Annotated in this window: 16 protein-coding genes; 6 read left to right on the forward strand and 10 right to left on the reverse strand. The window is 64.3% G+C overall.

From position 1 onward, the window contains the following. Positions 1-170 precede the first annotated feature (170 nt). Entirely contained in the window at positions 171-1,499 is a 1,329-nt protein-coding gene (rlmD, locus tag C1717_RS09780; RefSeq protein WP_102372970.1) for a 23S rRNA (uracil(1939)-C(5))-methyltransferase RlmD, read from the forward strand. Positions 1,500-1,624: 125 nt separating this feature from the next. Here the strand turns inward: rlmD and C1717_RS10940 are convergent, their stop codons facing one another. After that, on the reverse strand, positions 1,625-1,747 hold the full coding sequence (locus C1717_RS10940; RefSeq protein ID WP_281255287.1) for a hypothetical protein: 123 nt from the start codon (positions 1,745-1,747) through the stop codon (positions 1,625-1,627). A 226-nt stretch (positions 1,748-1,973) separates the two neighbouring features. Between C1717_RS10940 and C1717_RS09785 the strand changes: the two genes are divergently transcribed. Further along, on the forward strand, positions 1,974-3,194 hold the full coding sequence (locus C1717_RS09785; protein WP_245859336.1) for an IS110 family RNA-guided transposase: 1,221 nt from the start codon (positions 1,974-1,976) through the stop codon (positions 3,192-3,194). A gap of 94 nt (positions 3,195-3,288) precedes the next feature. Here the strand turns inward: C1717_RS09785 and C1717_RS09790 are convergent, their stop codons facing one another. Then, on the reverse strand, positions 3,289-4,590 hold the full coding sequence (locus C1717_RS09790; RefSeq protein WP_102372971.1) for a lipase family protein: 1,302 nt from the start codon (positions 4,588-4,590) through the stop codon (positions 3,289-3,291). Beyond that, a complete protein-coding gene (locus C1717_RS09795) occupies positions 4,574-5,413 on the reverse strand; it encodes a PHP domain-containing protein (RefSeq protein ID WP_102372972.1) in 840 nt (279 codons plus the stop codon). Before C1717_RS09795 ends, C1717_RS09790 begins: the two co-directional genes overlap by 17 nt. 948 nt (positions 5,414-6,361) lie before the next feature. Between C1717_RS09795 and C1717_RS09800 the strand changes: the two genes are divergently transcribed. Further along, entirely contained in the window at positions 6,362-7,216 is an 855-nt protein-coding gene (locus tag C1717_RS09800) for an HAD-IIB family hydrolase (protein WP_102372973.1), read from the forward strand. Between the two features lie 8 nt (positions 7,217-7,224). Here C1717_RS09800 and C1717_RS09805 read toward each other — a convergent pair whose 3' ends face one another. The 4 genes from C1717_RS09805 to tilS form a co-directional block, all read right to left on the reverse strand. Then, positions 7,225-8,427, reverse strand: a complete 1,203-nt coding sequence (locus tag C1717_RS09805; protein WP_102372974.1) for a pyridoxal phosphate-dependent aminotransferase — start codon at positions 8,425-8,427, stop codon at positions 7,225-7,227. Between the two features lie 17 nt (positions 8,428-8,444). Next, positions 8,445-10,502, reverse strand: coding sequence for an ATP-dependent zinc metalloprotease FtsH (gene ftsH, locus C1717_RS09810; protein ID WP_245859717.1), 2,058 nt, complete (start codon positions 10,500-10,502; stop codon positions 8,445-8,447). A gap of 210 nt (positions 10,503-10,712) precedes the next feature. Further along, the gene (gene hpt / locus C1717_RS09815; protein ID WP_102372976.1) at positions 10,713-11,270 is read right to left on the reverse strand and encodes a hypoxanthine phosphoribosyltransferase; all 558 of its coding nucleotides are present in this window, start codon (positions 11,268-11,270) and stop codon (positions 10,713-10,715) included. 48 nt (positions 11,271-11,318) lie between these two features. Beyond that, positions 11,319-12,866, reverse strand: coding sequence for a tRNA lysidine(34) synthetase TilS (tilS, locus tag C1717_RS09820; protein ID WP_245859642.1), 1,548 nt, complete (start codon positions 12,864-12,866; stop codon positions 11,319-11,321). Between the two features lie 37 nt (positions 12,867-12,903). On the opposite strand from tilS, the gene C1717_RS09825 reads away from it, so the two are divergent. Then, the gene (locus tag C1717_RS09825; RefSeq protein ID WP_102372977.1) at positions 12,904-13,773 is read left to right on the forward strand and encodes an MBL fold metallo-hydrolase; all 870 of its coding nucleotides are present in this window, start codon (positions 12,904-12,906) and stop codon (positions 13,771-13,773) included. Between the two features lie 157 nt (positions 13,774-13,930). Here C1717_RS09825 and C1717_RS09830 read toward each other — a convergent pair whose 3' ends face one another. Then, positions 13,931-14,356, reverse strand: coding sequence for an Hsp20 family protein (locus C1717_RS09830; protein WP_102372978.1), 426 nt, complete (start codon positions 14,354-14,356; stop codon positions 13,931-13,933). Positions 14,357-14,691: 335 nt separating this feature from the next. Here C1717_RS09830 and C1717_RS09835 point away from each other — a divergent pair, with 335 nt between their 5' ends. After that, complete coding sequence (locus C1717_RS09835; RefSeq protein ID WP_102372979.1) at positions 14,692-15,216, forward strand: hypothetical protein; 525 nt, start codon at positions 14,692-14,694, stop codon at positions 15,214-15,216. Positions 15,217-15,230: 14 nt separating this feature from the next. On the opposite strand, the gene C1717_RS09840 is transcribed toward C1717_RS09835, so the two are convergent. Beyond that, positions 15,231-15,962 (reverse strand): GntR family transcriptional regulator, encoded by a 732-nt coding sequence (locus tag C1717_RS09840; RefSeq protein ID WP_102372980.1) that lies wholly within the window; start codon positions 15,960-15,962, stop codon positions 15,231-15,233. A 67-nt stretch (positions 15,963-16,029) separates the two neighbouring features. Between C1717_RS09840 and C1717_RS09845 the strand changes: the two genes are divergently transcribed. Next, a complete protein-coding gene (locus C1717_RS09845; protein WP_146003692.1) occupies positions 16,030-16,302 on the forward strand; it encodes a hypothetical protein in 273 nt (90 codons plus the stop codon). 23 nt (positions 16,303-16,325) lie between these two features. On the opposite strand, the gene C1717_RS09850 is transcribed toward C1717_RS09845, so the two are convergent. After that, entirely contained in the window at positions 16,326-17,087 is a 762-nt protein-coding gene (locus C1717_RS09850) for a GntR family transcriptional regulator (protein WP_180965920.1), read from the reverse strand. Positions 17,088-17,279 lie beyond the last annotated feature (192 nt).

Consider the following 17,279-nt stretch of genomic DNA (forward strand, 5'->3'; position numbering starts at 1 on the left):
TGGATTCGATGCAAAAGCTCTTCACCAAATTTACATAGTTTCTCTTGGAGGCTCGGAGTGCCCCGGGTCCGCACGCAAAGCCTCTATTCTTCCAAGCACGTATACTTATATATAGGTATGGGCACCTACCGTCGGCAGCCCATCCTCCAGCAACTTGAACCGGGAGTCTTATGTCATCCGCACCCCGCTCGCGCAACCCGCGACCGAACCGCAAAGCGCGCTCGTCGAACACGCCGCGCCCCGCCGTGCCCTCGCATTCCGCTCAACGCCGCGAAGCCAAGAGCACGGCGGGTCCGTGCCCCATCATGCGCGCTTGCGGCGGCTGCGCCTGGATCGGCATGCCCTACCGCAAGCAGCTTGCCCGCAAGCAGCAGGCGATGGAGGAGCTCTTCTCTCCCCTGCTCGACCGCATGGGTTGGAATCTCAAGCTCGATCCCGTGTGGGGCATGGGCGCGCATGCCGGCGAACCCGGTAAGGCACCGGCACCGCGCGGCTTTCGTCATAAAGCGCAGACCCCCTTCGCGCCGGGACAGCATGGCGAGGTGCTGAGCGGACTCTATGCCCAAGGCACACACGACATCGTCGCCGTACCGGATTGCCCCGTCGAGGCCCCTGGAGCACGGGCAATCCTCAACGAAGTGGCGCGCACGGCCGAACATCTCGGCATATCCGCCTTCGACGAGGATACGCGCCGGGGCATCTTGCGCTACGCCGTGCTGCGCATGGGCTGGCGCACCGAGGAGGCAATGCTCACGCTCGTCACCGCCAAGCGCGTTCTGCCGCGCGCCGACGAGTTCGCCGCCGCGCTCATGGCGTATGACCCGCGCATCGTCTGCGTGGCCCACAACATCAACACCCTGCCGGGAAACGCCGTGCTCGGCCCCGTGACCAAGGTCATCGCAGGCAAGCCCTGTATGCGCGACCAATTGCTGAACTGCACGTTCGAGATCTCGCCCACGGCCTTCTACCAGACGAACCCCCGGCAGACCGAGGTCCTCTACCAGCTGGCGATCGACGGAATGGGGCTGCAGGCGGGCGATACGCTCATCGATGCGTACTGCGGCAGCGGGACCATCGGCATCACCGCGCTGCGCGCCGCGGTGGACACCGGCGTCGAGGCAACGCTCATCGGCGTGGAACGAAATGCCGCCGGCATCGCCGATGCGCAGCGCAATGCCGAGCTCAACGGCCTTGGTGACCGCGCTCGTTTCATCGCCGAGGACGCCACGGCCTACCTCGAGCGCGCGGCAGGCACAGGCGAGCACGCCGACGTCGTGGTCCTCGACCCACCGCGAGCCGGCTCCACGCCGGAGTTCCTCGAGGCGGCAGCCGCCATGGCCCCGCGAACCGTCGTCTACATCAGCTGCAACCCCGCCACGCAGGTCCGCGACCTCGAGGTGCTCGGCAAGGCGGGCTACGCGCTGACGCGGCTCACGCCGGTGGACCTCTTCCCCCACACGCCACATGTGGAGACCGTCGCCGTTCTCAACCGTCGCTGATAGCAGCGCCGCCGACGGGGCACCTTGGCGGAAACCGATGTGCGGGAGCAGCGAGGGCGGCAGGCGGCAGTTCACGCCCGACCAGCGGTGCTCGTCCGATCGGCGCGGCACCGCCCCAGCGTGTGCTACCTGTGCAGACCATCGCTCTCGATCGCCTGCATCCAGGCGATATAGGTGCTGGGATAGTGTCCATAGAGGATGCGGATGGGGTCGACGTTGGTTGCGCAGGCGCCGATCACCGACGCCACATTACAGTTTGAGAAGTAGTTAGCCCAATCGCTTAAGCCATCCGCTTAGACGGTCGGACTACGATTGACATATGTCCCGAGGGACTGCCGATCGGGCGCCCGCGGACGGCCTTATGCCCCTGCCCCTTGAGGGCCCGGGGGGTGTTGCCGACGCGGGCGCCGCTGCTTCTGACGACTAATAGGAAACTGCCGGGCTCCTCCGACCAAAGAGCGCCACGGCCAGGTAATGTGGGTGTCGCGCGAGGCAGCATTCCGATCGACCGACGATTGGAAGGATACCATCATGCTGACCGAAGCCACCGCCTGCCCTGCCGTAATAGGCCTCGACGTCGGGAAGTTCTCCCATTGGGCGTGCCACGTGACCAGGCAGGGCGAGATCCTCGCCAGCGGCCCCGTGGCCAACACCGAGCATGACCTGGACAGCCTGTTCGCCCGAGTGGATGCAGGGACGCTGGTCGTCGTCGACCAAGTGCGCAACATCGGGTCGCTGGCGATATCGAGGGCAAGGCTGGCCGGGCTGCCCGTCGCCTACCTGCCGGGAATCGCCGCCCACGGAGCTGCCAAGCTGTTCGCGGGCGACGCCAAGACCGACGAGCGCGACGCCGCGGTCATAGCCAAGACGGCGCTCGGCATCCCGGATTCGCTGCTGCCCGTGCCAAGGCGCGACGAGAGGCTCGAGGCCGCAAGGTCGATGGCGGCGCAGAGGAACCACATGGTCACCTGCTCCACCCGTGACAAGAACAGGCTCAGGAGCATACTCCTGGAAAGCTGCCCCGCGTTCGAGGCGCTGGCCGACCTGGCCGATCCCCATTGGCTGAAGATGATGGAGTCCCTGGGCGGCCCCTGGGGCATCCTGGATGCCGGCAAGCCTGCCGTCGGCGCCGTGACCCGCGGCGCGAACAGGGCGCGCATCGACGCCGCGCTGGCGGCGATATCGTCGTCGACGCGCCCGTCCGAATACCAGGTCATGGCAGAGAACCCGCAGGTCAGGATGCTTGCCAGGCGTATCAGGGAGTCCGCCGAGGAAGCCGCAAGGCTCGACACGGAGATAACGGCGCTGCTCGTCGAGGACGGCACTTACGAATGCCTGCTGACCATCCCAGGAATCGGCCCAAGGACCGCATCGGAGCTGGTGATAAGCATCGACATCGACGACTTCCCCGACCACGACCACCTCGCATCGTATTGCGGAATCGCTCCCAGGAACCGCCAGTCAGGCAAGTCGATATCGTCGGTGAGCGCCTCGCGCCAGGGAAACAAGAGGCTGAAAAACCTGCTCATCTTCTCCTGCAACTCGCTTAGCAGGAGCAGGGGCCGGTTCGGCGACTACTACCGCAAATGCAGGGATCGCGGCATGTGCCACGGAGAGGCATTGAAGGCGGTCGCCAGGAAGAGGATGAAGGTGATCTACGCGATCATGAGGGACAAGGTCCCGTACTCGGCCTAGCTAGCCAGAGCCATAGAAAAACGCCAGCCCGACAAGGGCTGGCGTCAGCATGCTCGAAAGCAGTGATCTTTGCCAACAAAATCAGTTGACAAAACTATAGGAACACCCCCTGCGGTGTGAGAAATGCGTCCGTGGTGGGCACCTGACGCGACACCTCGGCGATGACCGCCCGCACGGTACGGGCGTCCGCCGGGTCATAGGGGCTCTCCGTGCCCACCGCCTGCTCGAACCGCACGCACATCTCGCCATAGGCTTCGTCGAAGCCCGCGTCATCGACCGCCGGCAGGAAGCGGTCCTCGCCGTAACGTCCGTAGCCCCATGCGGAAAGCGGCAGGTAGGGCACGATATCAGAGGGATTCACGATGTTGAAGATGTTGCCGTAGCGCGCATCGTGCGCATCTTGGGAGACGGTGGTCGCCGGCGACGCGAAGGTGTAGGCCATAACGGCATCGCCCGTCCCAAGGCCAAGCGCGCCCTCCTCCCAGGTGGGATCGTCCTTCGCTCCGGCAAGCTCGTCGTCCGCCTGGGCAGCGACGATGTTCGCGATGGCACCGCCTCGGCTATGCCCCACCACCAGCAGCGTCACAGCATCGCCGCGTTCGTGGCTCGCTGCGATCCAGGGGCGCACGGCTTCCATGATCTCGGCAGCGCCGTCCGTATAGCCCGCGTGGTTGCCATGCGCCTCGAGAAGCGCCTCGAGGTCCGGCGCCTCGCGCACGCGGTCCGCCTCGGCCTCGAGCGCCTCGCGAGCCCGCGCAGCGAGCTCCTCGTGCGGGGCGGCGCCTTGCTCGCCCACGTAGAGGTTGCTCACCCATTCGGCACCGTAGCTCCCGCGCACCGACACCAGGATGACCGAGCGAGTGGCACCCGTCCCCTCGTCCAGGCGCTTGCGAGCGATCGTGTAGGCAACCGAGTCCTCTTCCTGCGTGAAGACGTTGAGCACCTGATCGACGATCTCGCTCCGGTAGCGATACGACTCGGTCGAGACCTCGTCGAAGCCCAAGGCGGTCAGGGCGTCCTCCATATAGGGTGGGCAATCGTAGGACGCCTGGTAATAGTTCGATTCGGCGTACGCGAGCGCCGAGAGCACGGCGGCCGCTCGAGCAAGCTCGTGGTTGTAGGTATTGGAATCGAGCGCGAACCACGCATCGTCCCAGGTGATGGTGGACGTCGCCTCGCCCGTGGGCGAGGCCAGGCACGTGTAGGTTAGGCTCGTCTCGAAGCGGCCGTGTGCGGGCTGCGACACCGCAGCCGCGGGCTGCTGCGGCGGCTCGGGAACCTCGCTTGGAGCGATGCGCGTCTGGTAGTAGCGGCAGATGAGCACCACCGCGGCGGCGAGCACGGTGACGCCGGCGATCGCCAGAATGACAGCGAGCGCGTTACTCAGCAGCTTCATCGTGCTCGAGCAGCTCGGTGAGGTCGCACACGCCCGACGAGGCCAGGGCCTTGATGAGCGACGCGCGGTCGCGGTTGACGATAAGCTCCTGCGGGAAGTGGATCTGGTCCAGCAAGGTCTGAGCCAGAGGATACCGCCCGATGTGGCACGCGATATGTGCATCGCTCGACACCGCGATGCCCACGCCCAGCTCGGCGCAGCGCTCGGCGATGTGCTGGCACGCATGGCCCACCTTGCTGTCGAGCCCGCGCTCGAGGCTATGCTCGTTGATCTCGATGAGCTTGCCGCGCTCCTTAGCCACGGTAAGGACCTCGTCCACGTCGAAGGCCACGCCCGAGCGACCGGTATGGCCGAGCACGAACACGCGCGGCTGCTCGAGCACGGCGGTGTACATGGCCGTGGCCTGCGCTACGGTGGCCCCCTCGGCAAAGCTTGAGTTGTGCACGCTCGCGACCAGGTAATCGAGGTTGCCGGTCACGCGCTCGAACAGGCTCTGCTCGCGTCGATACACCGAGCCCTCGATAGCTTCGGGACAGGGAATGTCCTGCGCGAAGAGGCGGCCGTCGAGACCCAGGATATCGACCTCGGCCCCGCGCAGGAGCGTGACCCCGTCCCAGGCGCGCGGCCAGATGCCCTGGTTCAAGAAGAATTGGAAGTTGCGGATGTGCTGCTCCGGGAAAAGCATGGGGCTGAAGTGGTCGGCCGAACCGAGCACCTCGAGACCCGCAGCGCGAGCGGCAGCGACGTTCTCCGCGATGGTGGAATAGGCGTGCCGCGAGAAGAGGGTATGGTTGTGGATATCCGACTTGATGCGATAGGTCACGGGTGCTCCTCCATCGATAACTCGGCTGTTGGACGGCGTAGAAGCTGCGGTCCATTGTACCGCGCGGTAAGAAGCACTCGGAATCTTGAACAACAACGCCACGTATCGCTACGGTTTTCAGCATGGCTCGGTCACGATACATAGCCGATACTCCTCAAAAGCGTACAGGGCTCTCGCCTGCGCGTGCGTAGAAGTGCTGGAAGGTCAACCACGCCGTTGCGGCAGTGTCCTTTCGAGCATCGAATGGGCTCTTGCCCCCATCCACCGGTCGTCTGATCATCGGATGGGCTCCCGCCTCCCACTCGGCGATCATTTGAACGCCGGATGGGCTCCCGCCTCCCACTCGGCGATCATTTGAACGCCTGATGGGCTCCTGCCTCCCACTCGGCGATCATTTGAACGCCGAACGGGAGGGCAAGCGCCGAAAACCATGCAGAATATGGGCCGATGGGGGCTCCGCGACCATCCGATCGAAAAGTGTGTGGAAAATCCGCCTGGAGCGGATGGCGGGCAACCCGGCTACCTGCGGTTATTCCGACGGCATTCTATTCGCGCATTTTTTGAGCACGAAAAAGCCGCTCACTTTTCCAACGAGTGGGCGTTCAGGGGGCGAAGGCGTTCATTTTTCCATCGAATGGGCGCTCGGGGAATGGTGCTATTCATCTTTCCGACGGATGGGCCCCGACGGGGCGGAGAGGCCCGATGGAGCCGCGAGCGGGAGGCCCGGCCGTCCGCGGCGCCATGCTTCAGGAAGCCCCGCCGCGGAACGTAGCCGATGTTCCGCGAGGACGTGTAGGGGCTCTCGTCTGCACGCATGTGGAAGCGCTGGGGAATCAACGAGGTGTTGTGACAAAACCTTCAGAATTAACGATACAGAACAATACAGAGTGCGATAGAATGATAACAAGATGGTTCTCGGCTCATTGCGTCGCAGGGGAAGGAATCAGCATGATCGAAGTGTTCGCAACCGATCTCGACGGCACGCTGCTCAACGCGTTCCACTTAACGGACAAACGGATTCTCGCAGCGCTCAAGCAGGTTGTCGACGCAGGCGCCCATGTAGTCATCGCCACGGGCCGCACCATGCGCTCCACCAACGAGCACGGGTTCGAGGGGCTGCCGCTCGACATCGTCGAGCTCAACGGCGCGATCGTGCGCGACGCGACCGGCAAGGTCGTCAAGTCGTTCCCCCTCGACAAGGCAGCGCTCGAGAAGATGCTGCGCGCCTTCCCCGATGTGGTATTCGAATGCGTTTCCGCAGAGGGAACCTACATCACCGCCACGCGCGAGAAGCGCCAAGCTCAGTTCGCGCGCGACGGGTTCATCCGCCGCATCGCCATGCGCGGCATGTATAAGCGCGAGGAATCCGACCCCACCATGCACTTCGAGCAGTCCGTCGAGCAGGTGCTCGAGCATGACATCGTGAAGATCAACAGCCGCGTGGTCGACGAGCAGCTCAAGCGCGACCTAGCAGCCTACCTGGATGCCCAGGACGCGTTCGTGAACACGCCCTTCAACCCCATCATGTTCGAGATCACCAACGCCGACGTGAATAAGGGCGCGAGCATCTCGTGGCTGGCGCAGAGCCTTGGCTTCACCGACAACGAGGTCGCCGTCTACGGCGACGGCGGCAACGACGTGACGATGCTCGAGCGCTTCGAGCATGCCTACGCTACCGCCAACGCCGACGCGGATGCCAAGAAGGCGGCGGGCAATGTGATCGGCAACTGCGCGTTCCACGCGGTTCCGCGCCACATGCTCGCCATCGTGCGAGCTGAGCGCGGCCGGGTGACCATCGCCTAGCAAACAGGCTAGCTGCGATATTCCTCGGCAAGCGCGCGCCATGCAGGCAGCGAGCCCTCGATGACCTCCGGCGCCACGCAGTAGCCCACGCGCACCCAACCCTCGACACCAAAGCTGTTCGACGGCACGGGCAGCAGCTCATAGGCGCGGGCGCGCTCGCAGAACGCCTCAGCATCCGGCTCGAGCGCCTTAACCCACAGGTAGAAGGCACCGTCGGGCTCTACGAACGTATAGCCCGCCTCGCGCAGGGCGTCGCAGAGGAGGTCGCGGTTGCGCGCATAGGCAGCAACGTCCGACGGCTCGTCAACGCAGTCGGCAACCACGCGCTGGAACAGCGCCGGGGCGCACACGAAGCCCAGGGCCCGGGCTGCGCCCGCCACCGCGCACATCGCGCGGCGGGCACCCTCGCTCACCTGGGGAACAAGCACCCAGCCCACGCGCTCGCCGGGCAGCGACAGCGATTTGCTGTAGGAGTAGCACACGATGGTGTGCTCGTAGAGGCTCGGCACCCACGGGACCTCGGCACCGTAGGTGATCTCGCGGTACGGCTCGTCAGACACGAGCACGATGGGCTGCGGGTGGCCCAGGCGCTCCGCGCGACGGGCGTTGGCGCGCTCAAGCACGGCGGCGAGCGCCTCGAGGCTCTCGCGGGGGTAGACTACGCCGGTGGGGTTGTTAGGCGAGTCGATGATGACCGCTGCGGTGCGCTCCGTGATGGCCGCCTCCACCGCTGCGACGTCGATCTGGAAGGTCCTGGAATCTGCCGGCACCTCCACGCAAGTCGCGCCCACCGTCTCGATCCACACGCGGTACTCGGGGAAGTACGGGGCTATGACGATGACCTCCTCACCCGGACAGGTGACTGCCTTGAGGGTGCAGGACACCGACGCCGCTGCCCCCACGGTCATGAAAACGTCTGCGGCTCCGTAGGATGTTCCGAAGCGACGGTTCAGCGAGTCCGCTACCGCTTGGCGCACCGCGGGAAGACCGGGTGCGGGCGTGTAACCGTGAAGCTCCGCCGGGCTGAGCTCTGCAAGCGATCGCTCGATGCTCGCGCGCACCGCCGCCGGCGCCGGCACGCTGGGGTTGCCCAGGCTGAAATCGAACACCTTGTCCGCCCCGATCTGGGCCTTGCGCTCGTTGGCGTAGCTGAAGATCTCGCGGATAACCGAGCTCTCGGCTCCGCGTTCATACATCGTCTCGTTGATCATCGGTACCTCCCGGCAGCCTACACGCCTTCCTTGGAATCCCCGTCCTCAGATGCCATGGCCTCCTCGGCGAAGCGAGCCGCTTCCTCCGCGATCTCCTCGTCGCTCTGGCGCGGCTTGCGACCGCGCGCCGGGCCGCCAGCGGCGGACGCACCGGGCTGCTCGGCCTCGTGAGCCAGGTAATCATCCCAGGTGTTATCAAGCAGCGCGTGCACGGCATCGCCCTCGACGGTCTCACGCTCCAGCAGGACGCTCGCCATGAGCTCGAGCTGCTCACGGCGCTCGGAGAGGATAGCCTCGGCGCGCTCGTGGGCCTCGCGCATGATGCGCTGCACCTCGGCGTCGATGCGGCGCGCCGTCTCCTCGGAGTAGTCCTGGTGATCGGCATAGTCGCGACCCAAAAACACTTGGTGCTGCGCCTCGCCAAAGACCTGCGTTCCCAGCTCCTTGCTCATGCCGAGCCGCGTGACCATCTCGCGTGCCATCTTGGTCGCGCGCTCCAAGTCGTTCGAGGCTCCGCTGGTGATGTCATCGCACATGAGCTCTTCGGCCACGCGGCCGCCCAAGAAGACAGCGAGTTCGTCGAGCATCTCGTTGCGCGTCTTGAGGAAATGGTCCTCCGTGGGGAGCTGCATCGTGTAGCCGAGCGCCTGGCCGCGCGGGATGATCGTGATCTTGTGAACCGGGTCCGAATGCTCGAGGACGTGGCCCACCAGCGCGTGTCCGCTCTCGTGGAAGGCGATCGTGCGGCGCTCGGCCTCGGTCATGACGCGAGCCTTGCGCTCGGGACCGGCGATCACACGCTCCATGGATTCCTCGATCTCGGCCATGGTGATGCGCTTCTCATGCCGGCGAGCGGTAAGCAGGGCCGCCTCGTTCATGAGGTTGGCGAGGTCCGCACCCGTGAAGCCCACGGTGAGCTGGGCGAGCTTTTCAAAGCTCACATCGCCGGCGAGCGGCTTGTTGGCGGCATGCACGCGCAGGATCTGCTCGCGGCCGCGCACGTCGGGCCTGTCGACGGTGATCTGGCGGTCGAAGCGCCCCGGGCGCAGCAGCGCCGGATCCAGGATGTCGGGGCGGTTGGTCGCGGCGATGAGGATCACGCTCTCGCTCTCCTCGAAGCCGTCCATCTCGACGAGCAGCTGGTTGAGCGTCTGCTCGCGCTCGTCGTGGCCGCCGCCCAGACCTGCGCCGCGCTGGCGACCCACCGCGTCGATCTCGTCGATGAAGATGATCGATGGGGCGAGCTCCTTTGCCTTGGAGAAGAGGTCGCGCACGCGGCTCGCGCCAACGCCCACGAACATCTCCACGAAGTCGGAGCCGGAGATGCTGAAGAACGGAACGCCCGCCTCGCCGGCGACCGCCTTGGCGAGCAAGGTCTTGCCGGTGCCCGGAGGGCCCACCAGAAGCACGCCGCGCGGGATCTTGGCACCGAGCTTGCGGTAGCGATCGGGATCGGCCAGGAAGTCGCGGACCTCCTCGAGCTCCTCCACGGCCTCGTCGATACCAGCGACATCCTTGAACTTGACCTTTGGGCGCGTGGCTTCGTCGGTCTTGGCGTTGGTCTTCCCGAACTGCATGGTCTTGCTGTTGGCACCCATCATCTGGCGCATGAGGTAGAACATCACGAGCACCAGGATGATCGTGGGAACCACATTGATGAGCATGTCGGTGAAGGCGTTGGGGTTGTTGGTGTCGACCTCGTAGGTCACACCCGGGAAGCGCGCCATGAGCTCAGCGAGCGAATCGGATCCAACGTAGGTGGAGGTGAAGGGAACGAGCGCGTCTGCGTCACCCTTGTCTTCCGCATCCGGCCAGTACGTGCCCCTCACCTCGCCGGTGACCACGGTGTAGACCACGGAGTCCACCTGGCCGTGCTTCACGGCAGAAACGAACTGGCTGGTGGGGAGCGTTTGCGACTGCTCCTGTCCGCCCAGCGCGCCTCCCATGTTGAAGAAGAGGTACGCGATGAAGGCGCACGCGATCAGCAGGTAGAGCAGCGAAGCGCGGCTGGGCCCGCGACGTCCGCCGCCGTTGCGCCCGCCGTTGCGCGCGCCGGAGCGGTTATCGGCCACCATGCCGTCGATACGATCGAAGAGGCTGTCGTCCGAACGATCCGGGCGCGGGGCTTCAGGATGCTGTTCCCGGGGCTCTTCGCCGGCAGGGCGCTGGGCCTCGGGCTCGGGGGTCGGCTTGTCCTCGCTGGGCTTATGCTCGGCTTCGGCAAACAGGGCCGTGCGCAAAAGAGCGCGCCCCTCCTTCTGAAGCGATTCGGTTGAACAAGGCATTTACGAATAGACCTCCGGTTTGAGAATGCCCACGTACGGGAGGTTGCGGTAGCGCTCGGCGAAGTCGAGACCGTAGCCCACCACGAACGCGTCGGGGCAATGGGTTCCCACGTACTTAGGATTGATGGCCGCCTGCTTGCCCTCGATGTCCTTCCACAGGAAGGTCGCGACCTCGATGGACGCGGGCTTGCGGCTGCTGAGATTCTTCATGAGGTACTTGAGGGTCAGGCCCGAGTCGAGAATGTCCTCGACGATGAGCACATCGCGGCCCTTGATATCCATATCGAGGTCCTTGACGATGCGGACCACGCCCGAGCTCTTGGCCTTGTCGCCGTAGCTCGACACCGCCATGAAGTCGATGGCGAGCGGCACATCGATCGCGCGCATGAGGTCGCCCATGAACACGACGGCGCCGCGCAGGACGGCGATGAGCACCAGGTCCCTGTCGTGATAGTCGCGCGTGATCTCCTCGCCCATCCGCTTCACGATCGACGCGATGGTCTCCTCATCGAACAGCACGCTCTCGACATCCGGATGCTGCATGCTCGTCTCGCTCATACTCGCCCTTCCTGCTCGTTCGTTTGGACCTCGAACCGCGCGCCGACCTTAGGCGGCATCGACGCGACGAATAACCAATTTTACCAGCACCCTGCTTGCAGCCGTGCACTTAAAGCGGTCGTCGAGGCGAATTCCGCCAACCCACACAACGGAGCCGCTCGGCGCCGTGCGCACCACGGGCACCTGGGCGCGCTCGGCAACCGGAACCTGCTCCTCGTTGAGGATGTCCGAGACCTTCTTGGATCGACCGTGCATGCCCAAAGGGCACATCAGATCGCCCGCAGCGGGAGCATCGACCCATAGGCGCACTCCCATGACCCCGGCAGACTGGCCGGAACCGTCCTCCTTGAGCCGCACCACGTCGTGCTCCGCATAGCCGAGGGATGCCGCATCGACCAGAACCGTGCTCGTTGTCGCATCATCGGCCGCGGCGAGCGAGCGTGCCAGCACCACCGCGTCCTCACCAGAGGACACGCGTTCAAGCGAAGCCTCGAGCATCGCACCGTTGGCAAGCGGCATGCGCCCGGGCACCCTGAGCCAGCCCGAGACGAGCTCCTCGCGAGCTGCCGCCGTGCGCAGCGAGAGCGTGCCGAACTCCATGCGCGCATCGATTCCGCCCGGCAGGGTGAGCGACCCCTCGCCTGCCGCCACGCAGGAAAGGACCGCCTCGACATGGCGGAACTCCAGGCGAACGTCTGGGTCGAGCTGCTTCACGGCAAGGCGCACCATGCGGCGCGCGATGGCAACCTCCGCCGCGGCAAGCCGCGCGCCGTCGATCACCACGAGCCCCTCGCGGCTACGGCGCGTGCAGGTGCGCAGAGCGGTGGCGGCAAGCTGCGCCATGAAGGCGTCCTCGTCTCCCAGCACGTCACAGGCTGCAGATACCACCCGCGCAAGGTTGGCGTTGCGCTCCCGCGCCACGGGCACGATGCGATGCCGCACGAAGTTGCGCAGGTAGGCCGTGTCGCCATTGGTCGAGTCCTCGCGCCAGCCCACGCCAGCCACCTCGAGATAGCGGCAGAGCTCCTCGTGGGTCATATCGATGAGCGGGCGCACGATGATGTTGCGCCGGCGCGGGATGCTCGAGAGCCCCGCAAGCCCGGAGCCCTTGATCGCGTTCATAAAGAACGTCTCGGTCCGATCGCTCGCCGTATGCGCCGTGGCGATGCGCGCGGTTGACCTGGGACACCCGCGCTCGGCGCAAAGCTCGCGCACATAGCGGCGAGCCGCAGCATAGCGCACCTCGCGCGCAGCGGCCTCGAGGTTCTGCCCGCCCAGATCGGTGAACGACGCGTGGACCACGCAGACCGGAACCCCGTAGCGTTCGCAGAGATCGCGCACGAAGGCCTCGTCCGCATCGGATTCCTCGCCGCGAAGGTGATGGTTCACGTGCAGGACGAAGATCCGCTCGCGCGCGATGCGCGCACGGCCCATCCCGTCACCGATATCGAGCTTCGAGGTGCATGCCATTACGAGCAAGGCGGTCGAGTCCGCTCCGCCTGATACCATGAGCACCACCGGGCTCGCGGGCGCAGACGAACCATGGGCGGCAGCGCACGACTGCCCCTGGATATAGCGCTGTGCTACCGTAGGCACATGTTCCTCCTTCTTGAACTGGCGAGAGGCGTTCTCCATGCATGATGCAGATGGACACATACGAAGCACGGCGCCCCACGCCGCACCAACCCATTGTAACCAGCTCCACCTGCATATCCTAGGCAGCGGTTCCAAGGGCAATTGCGCGCTGGTGGAAGGTCCCGGCGGTCTCATCATGATCGACGCAGGCTTCTCGCGCCGCGAGACGCTGCGCCGCATGCACGAGCTCGACCTCGATGAGGAGCGCGTCCAGGCTCTTATCATCACGCACGAGCACGGCGACCACGTGAAGGGCGCAGCCGTTTGGTGCAAGCGCTTCGGGGGATCGCTTCACGCGAGCCTGGGCACGCCGGGCACCCGCGACGCCCTCACCGCGCTGCCCTTCGAGGAGTTCGCGCCCGGCGGCTCGTTTGTGGTTGCAGGCATCCACGTCCAGACCTTCCCCACCATGCACGATGTGCTGAATCCCGTAGGGCTTCGATTCGACTGCAGCGGCGACTCCATTGGGTTTGCCACCGATACCGGGATTCTTACACCCGGCTCCCTCACCTATCTACGCGACGTGCGCATCCTCGCCCTCGAAAGCAATCATGACGTCGCCCTGCTCCGCACCGGCTCCTACCCGCGCTATCTCCAGGACCGCATCATCTCGGAGCGGGGTCATCTTTCGAACGCCCAAGCCGCCGAAGCGCTTCCCAACCTGGTTACCGAACGGACCGAGCAGCTCATCGCGATGCACATCTCACAAGAGAACAACCGGCCGAGCCTCGCGGTGCGCGCGTGGGCGGCAGCTCTGGGAGCCGAGCTCGATGACGAACTCGGTTCCACCGCGATGCTCGAACGCACCGGAGCGCCCACGCTGCATATCCGCGCAGCCGGCCAGAACCGCCCCATCACCATCTTATGACACCATTTCGTTGGCAGCGCAGGCGCATCTTGGCAGCACGAGCGCATGAAAGCAGGGCGGAGCCGCTTGCGCAGCCCCGCCCCCATGAGCCCGAAGGCCTCGTTATGTGCAGTTAGCCCAGTAGGTCGAATGCTGAACCTCGCCTCTGCGCGTCCAGTTAGTCGATAGCGACCTTGGTGACGTTCTTCTTCTCGACCATCTTAGGCACCGTGACGGTCAGAACGCCGTCCGCATAGCGCGCGGAAAGACCCTCGCTCGCGGCATCCTTGAGGTAGACCCCGCGCGTTGCGCTATAGGAAGTGAACTCCTTCTGCAGGAAGTTCTTATCCTTGTTCTCCTCGGTCTCCTCAACCTTGACGGCGATGGAGAGACGGCCCTCGTTGAGCTCGACGTCGATGTCGTCCTTCTTGGCGCCGGTGAGATATGCCTTGATCTCGTAAGCATCGCCCTTGTCCTCGACGTCCATGGGGAACGCGCTGGAAGACATCGGCGAAGATGCGAGGTCCATCATGTCATCGAACGCATCGAAAATCGAACCGGGACGAATACCGAGAACCGAACGATAAGGAATCAGGCTTGCCATAACAATCACTCCCTTGTGATTGCCACATCCCGTACCCTGCGGGACGTGGACTTCTTTGTTCGCTCTCAGTTATTCCCGAGCCAGAGACATCTATACCAACAAACCGATATTTTCTAAGCGTCACATTATCATCAAACCTCAGTCTAATAGGCTTAGATTTATCGTTTGCCCCTTCTCCACCTCCACAAATCGCCTCTCGATAGCTCTGCTCCCAACGCCATGTTTCCAACCTCGTACTTTTTAGCTTCATTTCCTGGTTGTACCTTGTTCAAGCAGCGCGCCTATCACTAAAATGTGTGCTGGTATGCACCTTTCCACTTTGGACGGAGACCTCGATGGATGAGGACAGCCGCACACCCCGATCAGCATCGCCTCAACGGGCAGCACGCGTGCCCTACCGTCGCTCGACGCCCCATATCACCCAAGAGCCCATCACCGATGACGCCCTGAAGTACCGCCAGCGCGTCCACCCCGGCACCTATCCTGACCCTACACAATCCCAACGCGATCCCTATGCCCGACAGGCAGCGGATGCGCACCAGCCGGCGCAAGACCCCCGCGCACTCAACACGGAGCAAGCCCCTGAAGCCACGCAGCCGCGGCCCGGGCGCCGGCACATGGGCGTCGCCACCGCCGACCCGCAGTATCTCCCGCCAACAGGCCCCGCGCACCCCAGGCGCACGCCGCAACCCGGCGAGGAGCGCCCTCGCCTCCATTACGAACGCTATCTACAGGGTCCGTCGGGTCGCAAATCGATCTTCACCTCGCGACAGGAACGCGAGCGCAGGCGCCTGCATCTGCTGGTGGCGCTTCTCGTGATCCTCGCGATCGTCGGACTCGTGCTCTGGCTCGTCCTCTAACGCCTCGCCGAGCGCTAGCCGTTGACCTGGCTTCCATCAACAAGCGATACGTCGAACTCAAACGCGTTGCTCCGGCCGCGATACGTTGCCGTCGTGTATTCCGCAACACGACCAGCCTCGGTCGTCGCGGTGGTGTAGAACCGGTACACCGGATCGCCTTCGTCGATGTCGAGCAACGCTGCCATACCGGAACTTGCCTTCATGACCTCCAGCTGGCGATGGGCGCGCACCACCGGCTTGCCGTATTTCCTAAAGTATGCGTAGAGCGATTCCTGCGAGAAGTCGACTTCGACGATTCCGGGATACATGTCGAGCGGAATCAGGCTTGACACGAGCACGTTGGGATAGTCGCCGGCGTACCGCAGGCGCACAAGCTTGAACAGCGGCGCCCCCACCTCGACGCCCATGCGCGACGACGCCTCGGGGCTCGCCTCCTGCACGCGCGCGGTAAGCACCGTCGTGCGCGGGATGCGCCCGTTTGCAAGGATCTCCTCGTTGAAGCTGCGCAGCATGGTTGTGAACCCCTGCTCGATCTTTGCAGGGCACACCGTCGTGCCTCGGTACGGTTTCTTCTCGAGCATACCGTCATCGACCAGCTCTTGGATCGCCCGCCTGATGGTTGGCCTGCTCACCCCAAAGCGTTCTGCAAGCTCATCCTCCGAAGGAAGCGTCTCCCCCTCGCGGTAAACACGATTTTTGATCTGCCGAGCAAGCTCGTCGCGAATCTTCAAGTACAGCGCTTCCATGCGAGCCTCTTATTCGTACGATGCGACACGTTTTTCTATACAATATAGCCTACATGCACCCATCAACTTGCTCCAGCCCATGGTCGAGGACCTCACGCAGCTTTACGAGATCATGGCGAACAAGTCCTCCGCCTACATCGAGGACATGGAAGCCCAGCTCGATGACGCCGATCCCGCGACCAAGCATCGCCTGTACTACCTGCTTTCGCTGCAGTACGCCAACAAGGGGGACAAGAAGGGCGCTGCACGCTACACCGAGCTCGATAGCAAGCTCTTCGAAGAACTCGAGAAGGAATCCGCAGCCGAGCAGGCACCTGCTGACAGCGGTTCTTCATGTTGAGGGTTCTAATCGCCGGCCGTGTGCTAGCCCAATAGCTCCTCGTTGCTCAATACGACGGAGTGAACGACGGTGAACTCGAACGTATTCGCCGAGCGATAGGTCGATATAGCGTACTCGACGACCGTTCCTCCCATGTCGACGCTCGTGATGTGGAACACCAGGAGCGGATCTCCCTCCGGCACATCGAGGAGGGTCGCCATCGATTCGTCTGCCGCGCACACGTTCACCCGGTTGCGCTGCTCCTTTACGGGCCGACCGAGCTCGCGCAGGCGATCGTGCAGGCGAACGCGCGAGAAGTCAACGCCATCCAGCAGGTTTGGATACATCGCGACCGGTATGTAGTTCTCCACGAAGAGGTTGGGCTCGCCGTTCAGATAGCGTAGCCGCACGAGTCGGTAGACCTCCTCGCCAGGCTCTATGTCGAGGTTCTCGGCGATCTCCGCGGTGGCGTGCGTTCGCTTGGCCACGATGGGCACGGTCGTGGAGAGGCGTAGCTGGGTCGCGATGTTGTCCTCGATGCTCCACGGGTCACCGCGGGTGTAACCCTCCGCTTGGGCGACCTCCTCCTGCGTCTCAACCGCCTTCACCACGGTGCCGCGCCTTCTACGGCGGTCGAGGCGACCCTCCGCCTCAAGCATGCGCAGCGCCTTGCGCACGGTCGAACGGCTCACGGCATATTCCTCGACAAGCTCGATCTCCGAGGGAATGAGCTCACCCACCGCGTAGGTTCCATCCTCGATTTTCCTGAGCAGGTCGTCCCTTACCGTCATGTACCGAGCCGTCATCGTATCTCTACCTCGAAGCAAGAGCCCGCACATGACCTGGTCACGTGCGGGCTGGTTTTGCCTAGATGGGCAGCCCCCGCCGGCTGCAAGCCAGCGCAGAGCCAGCACACCGTCGCGATCCCCCCTTTTTTATGGTAGCGTACCGCATGCACTTGGCGCTACTGATTGCCGGGGGAATTCGCCCCGCTAGGG

The organism is Enorma phocaeensis (assembly GCF_900186505.1).
GTDB classification, from domain to species: domain Bacteria; phylum Actinomycetota; class Coriobacteriia; order Coriobacteriales; family Coriobacteriaceae; genus Enorma; species Enorma phocaeensis.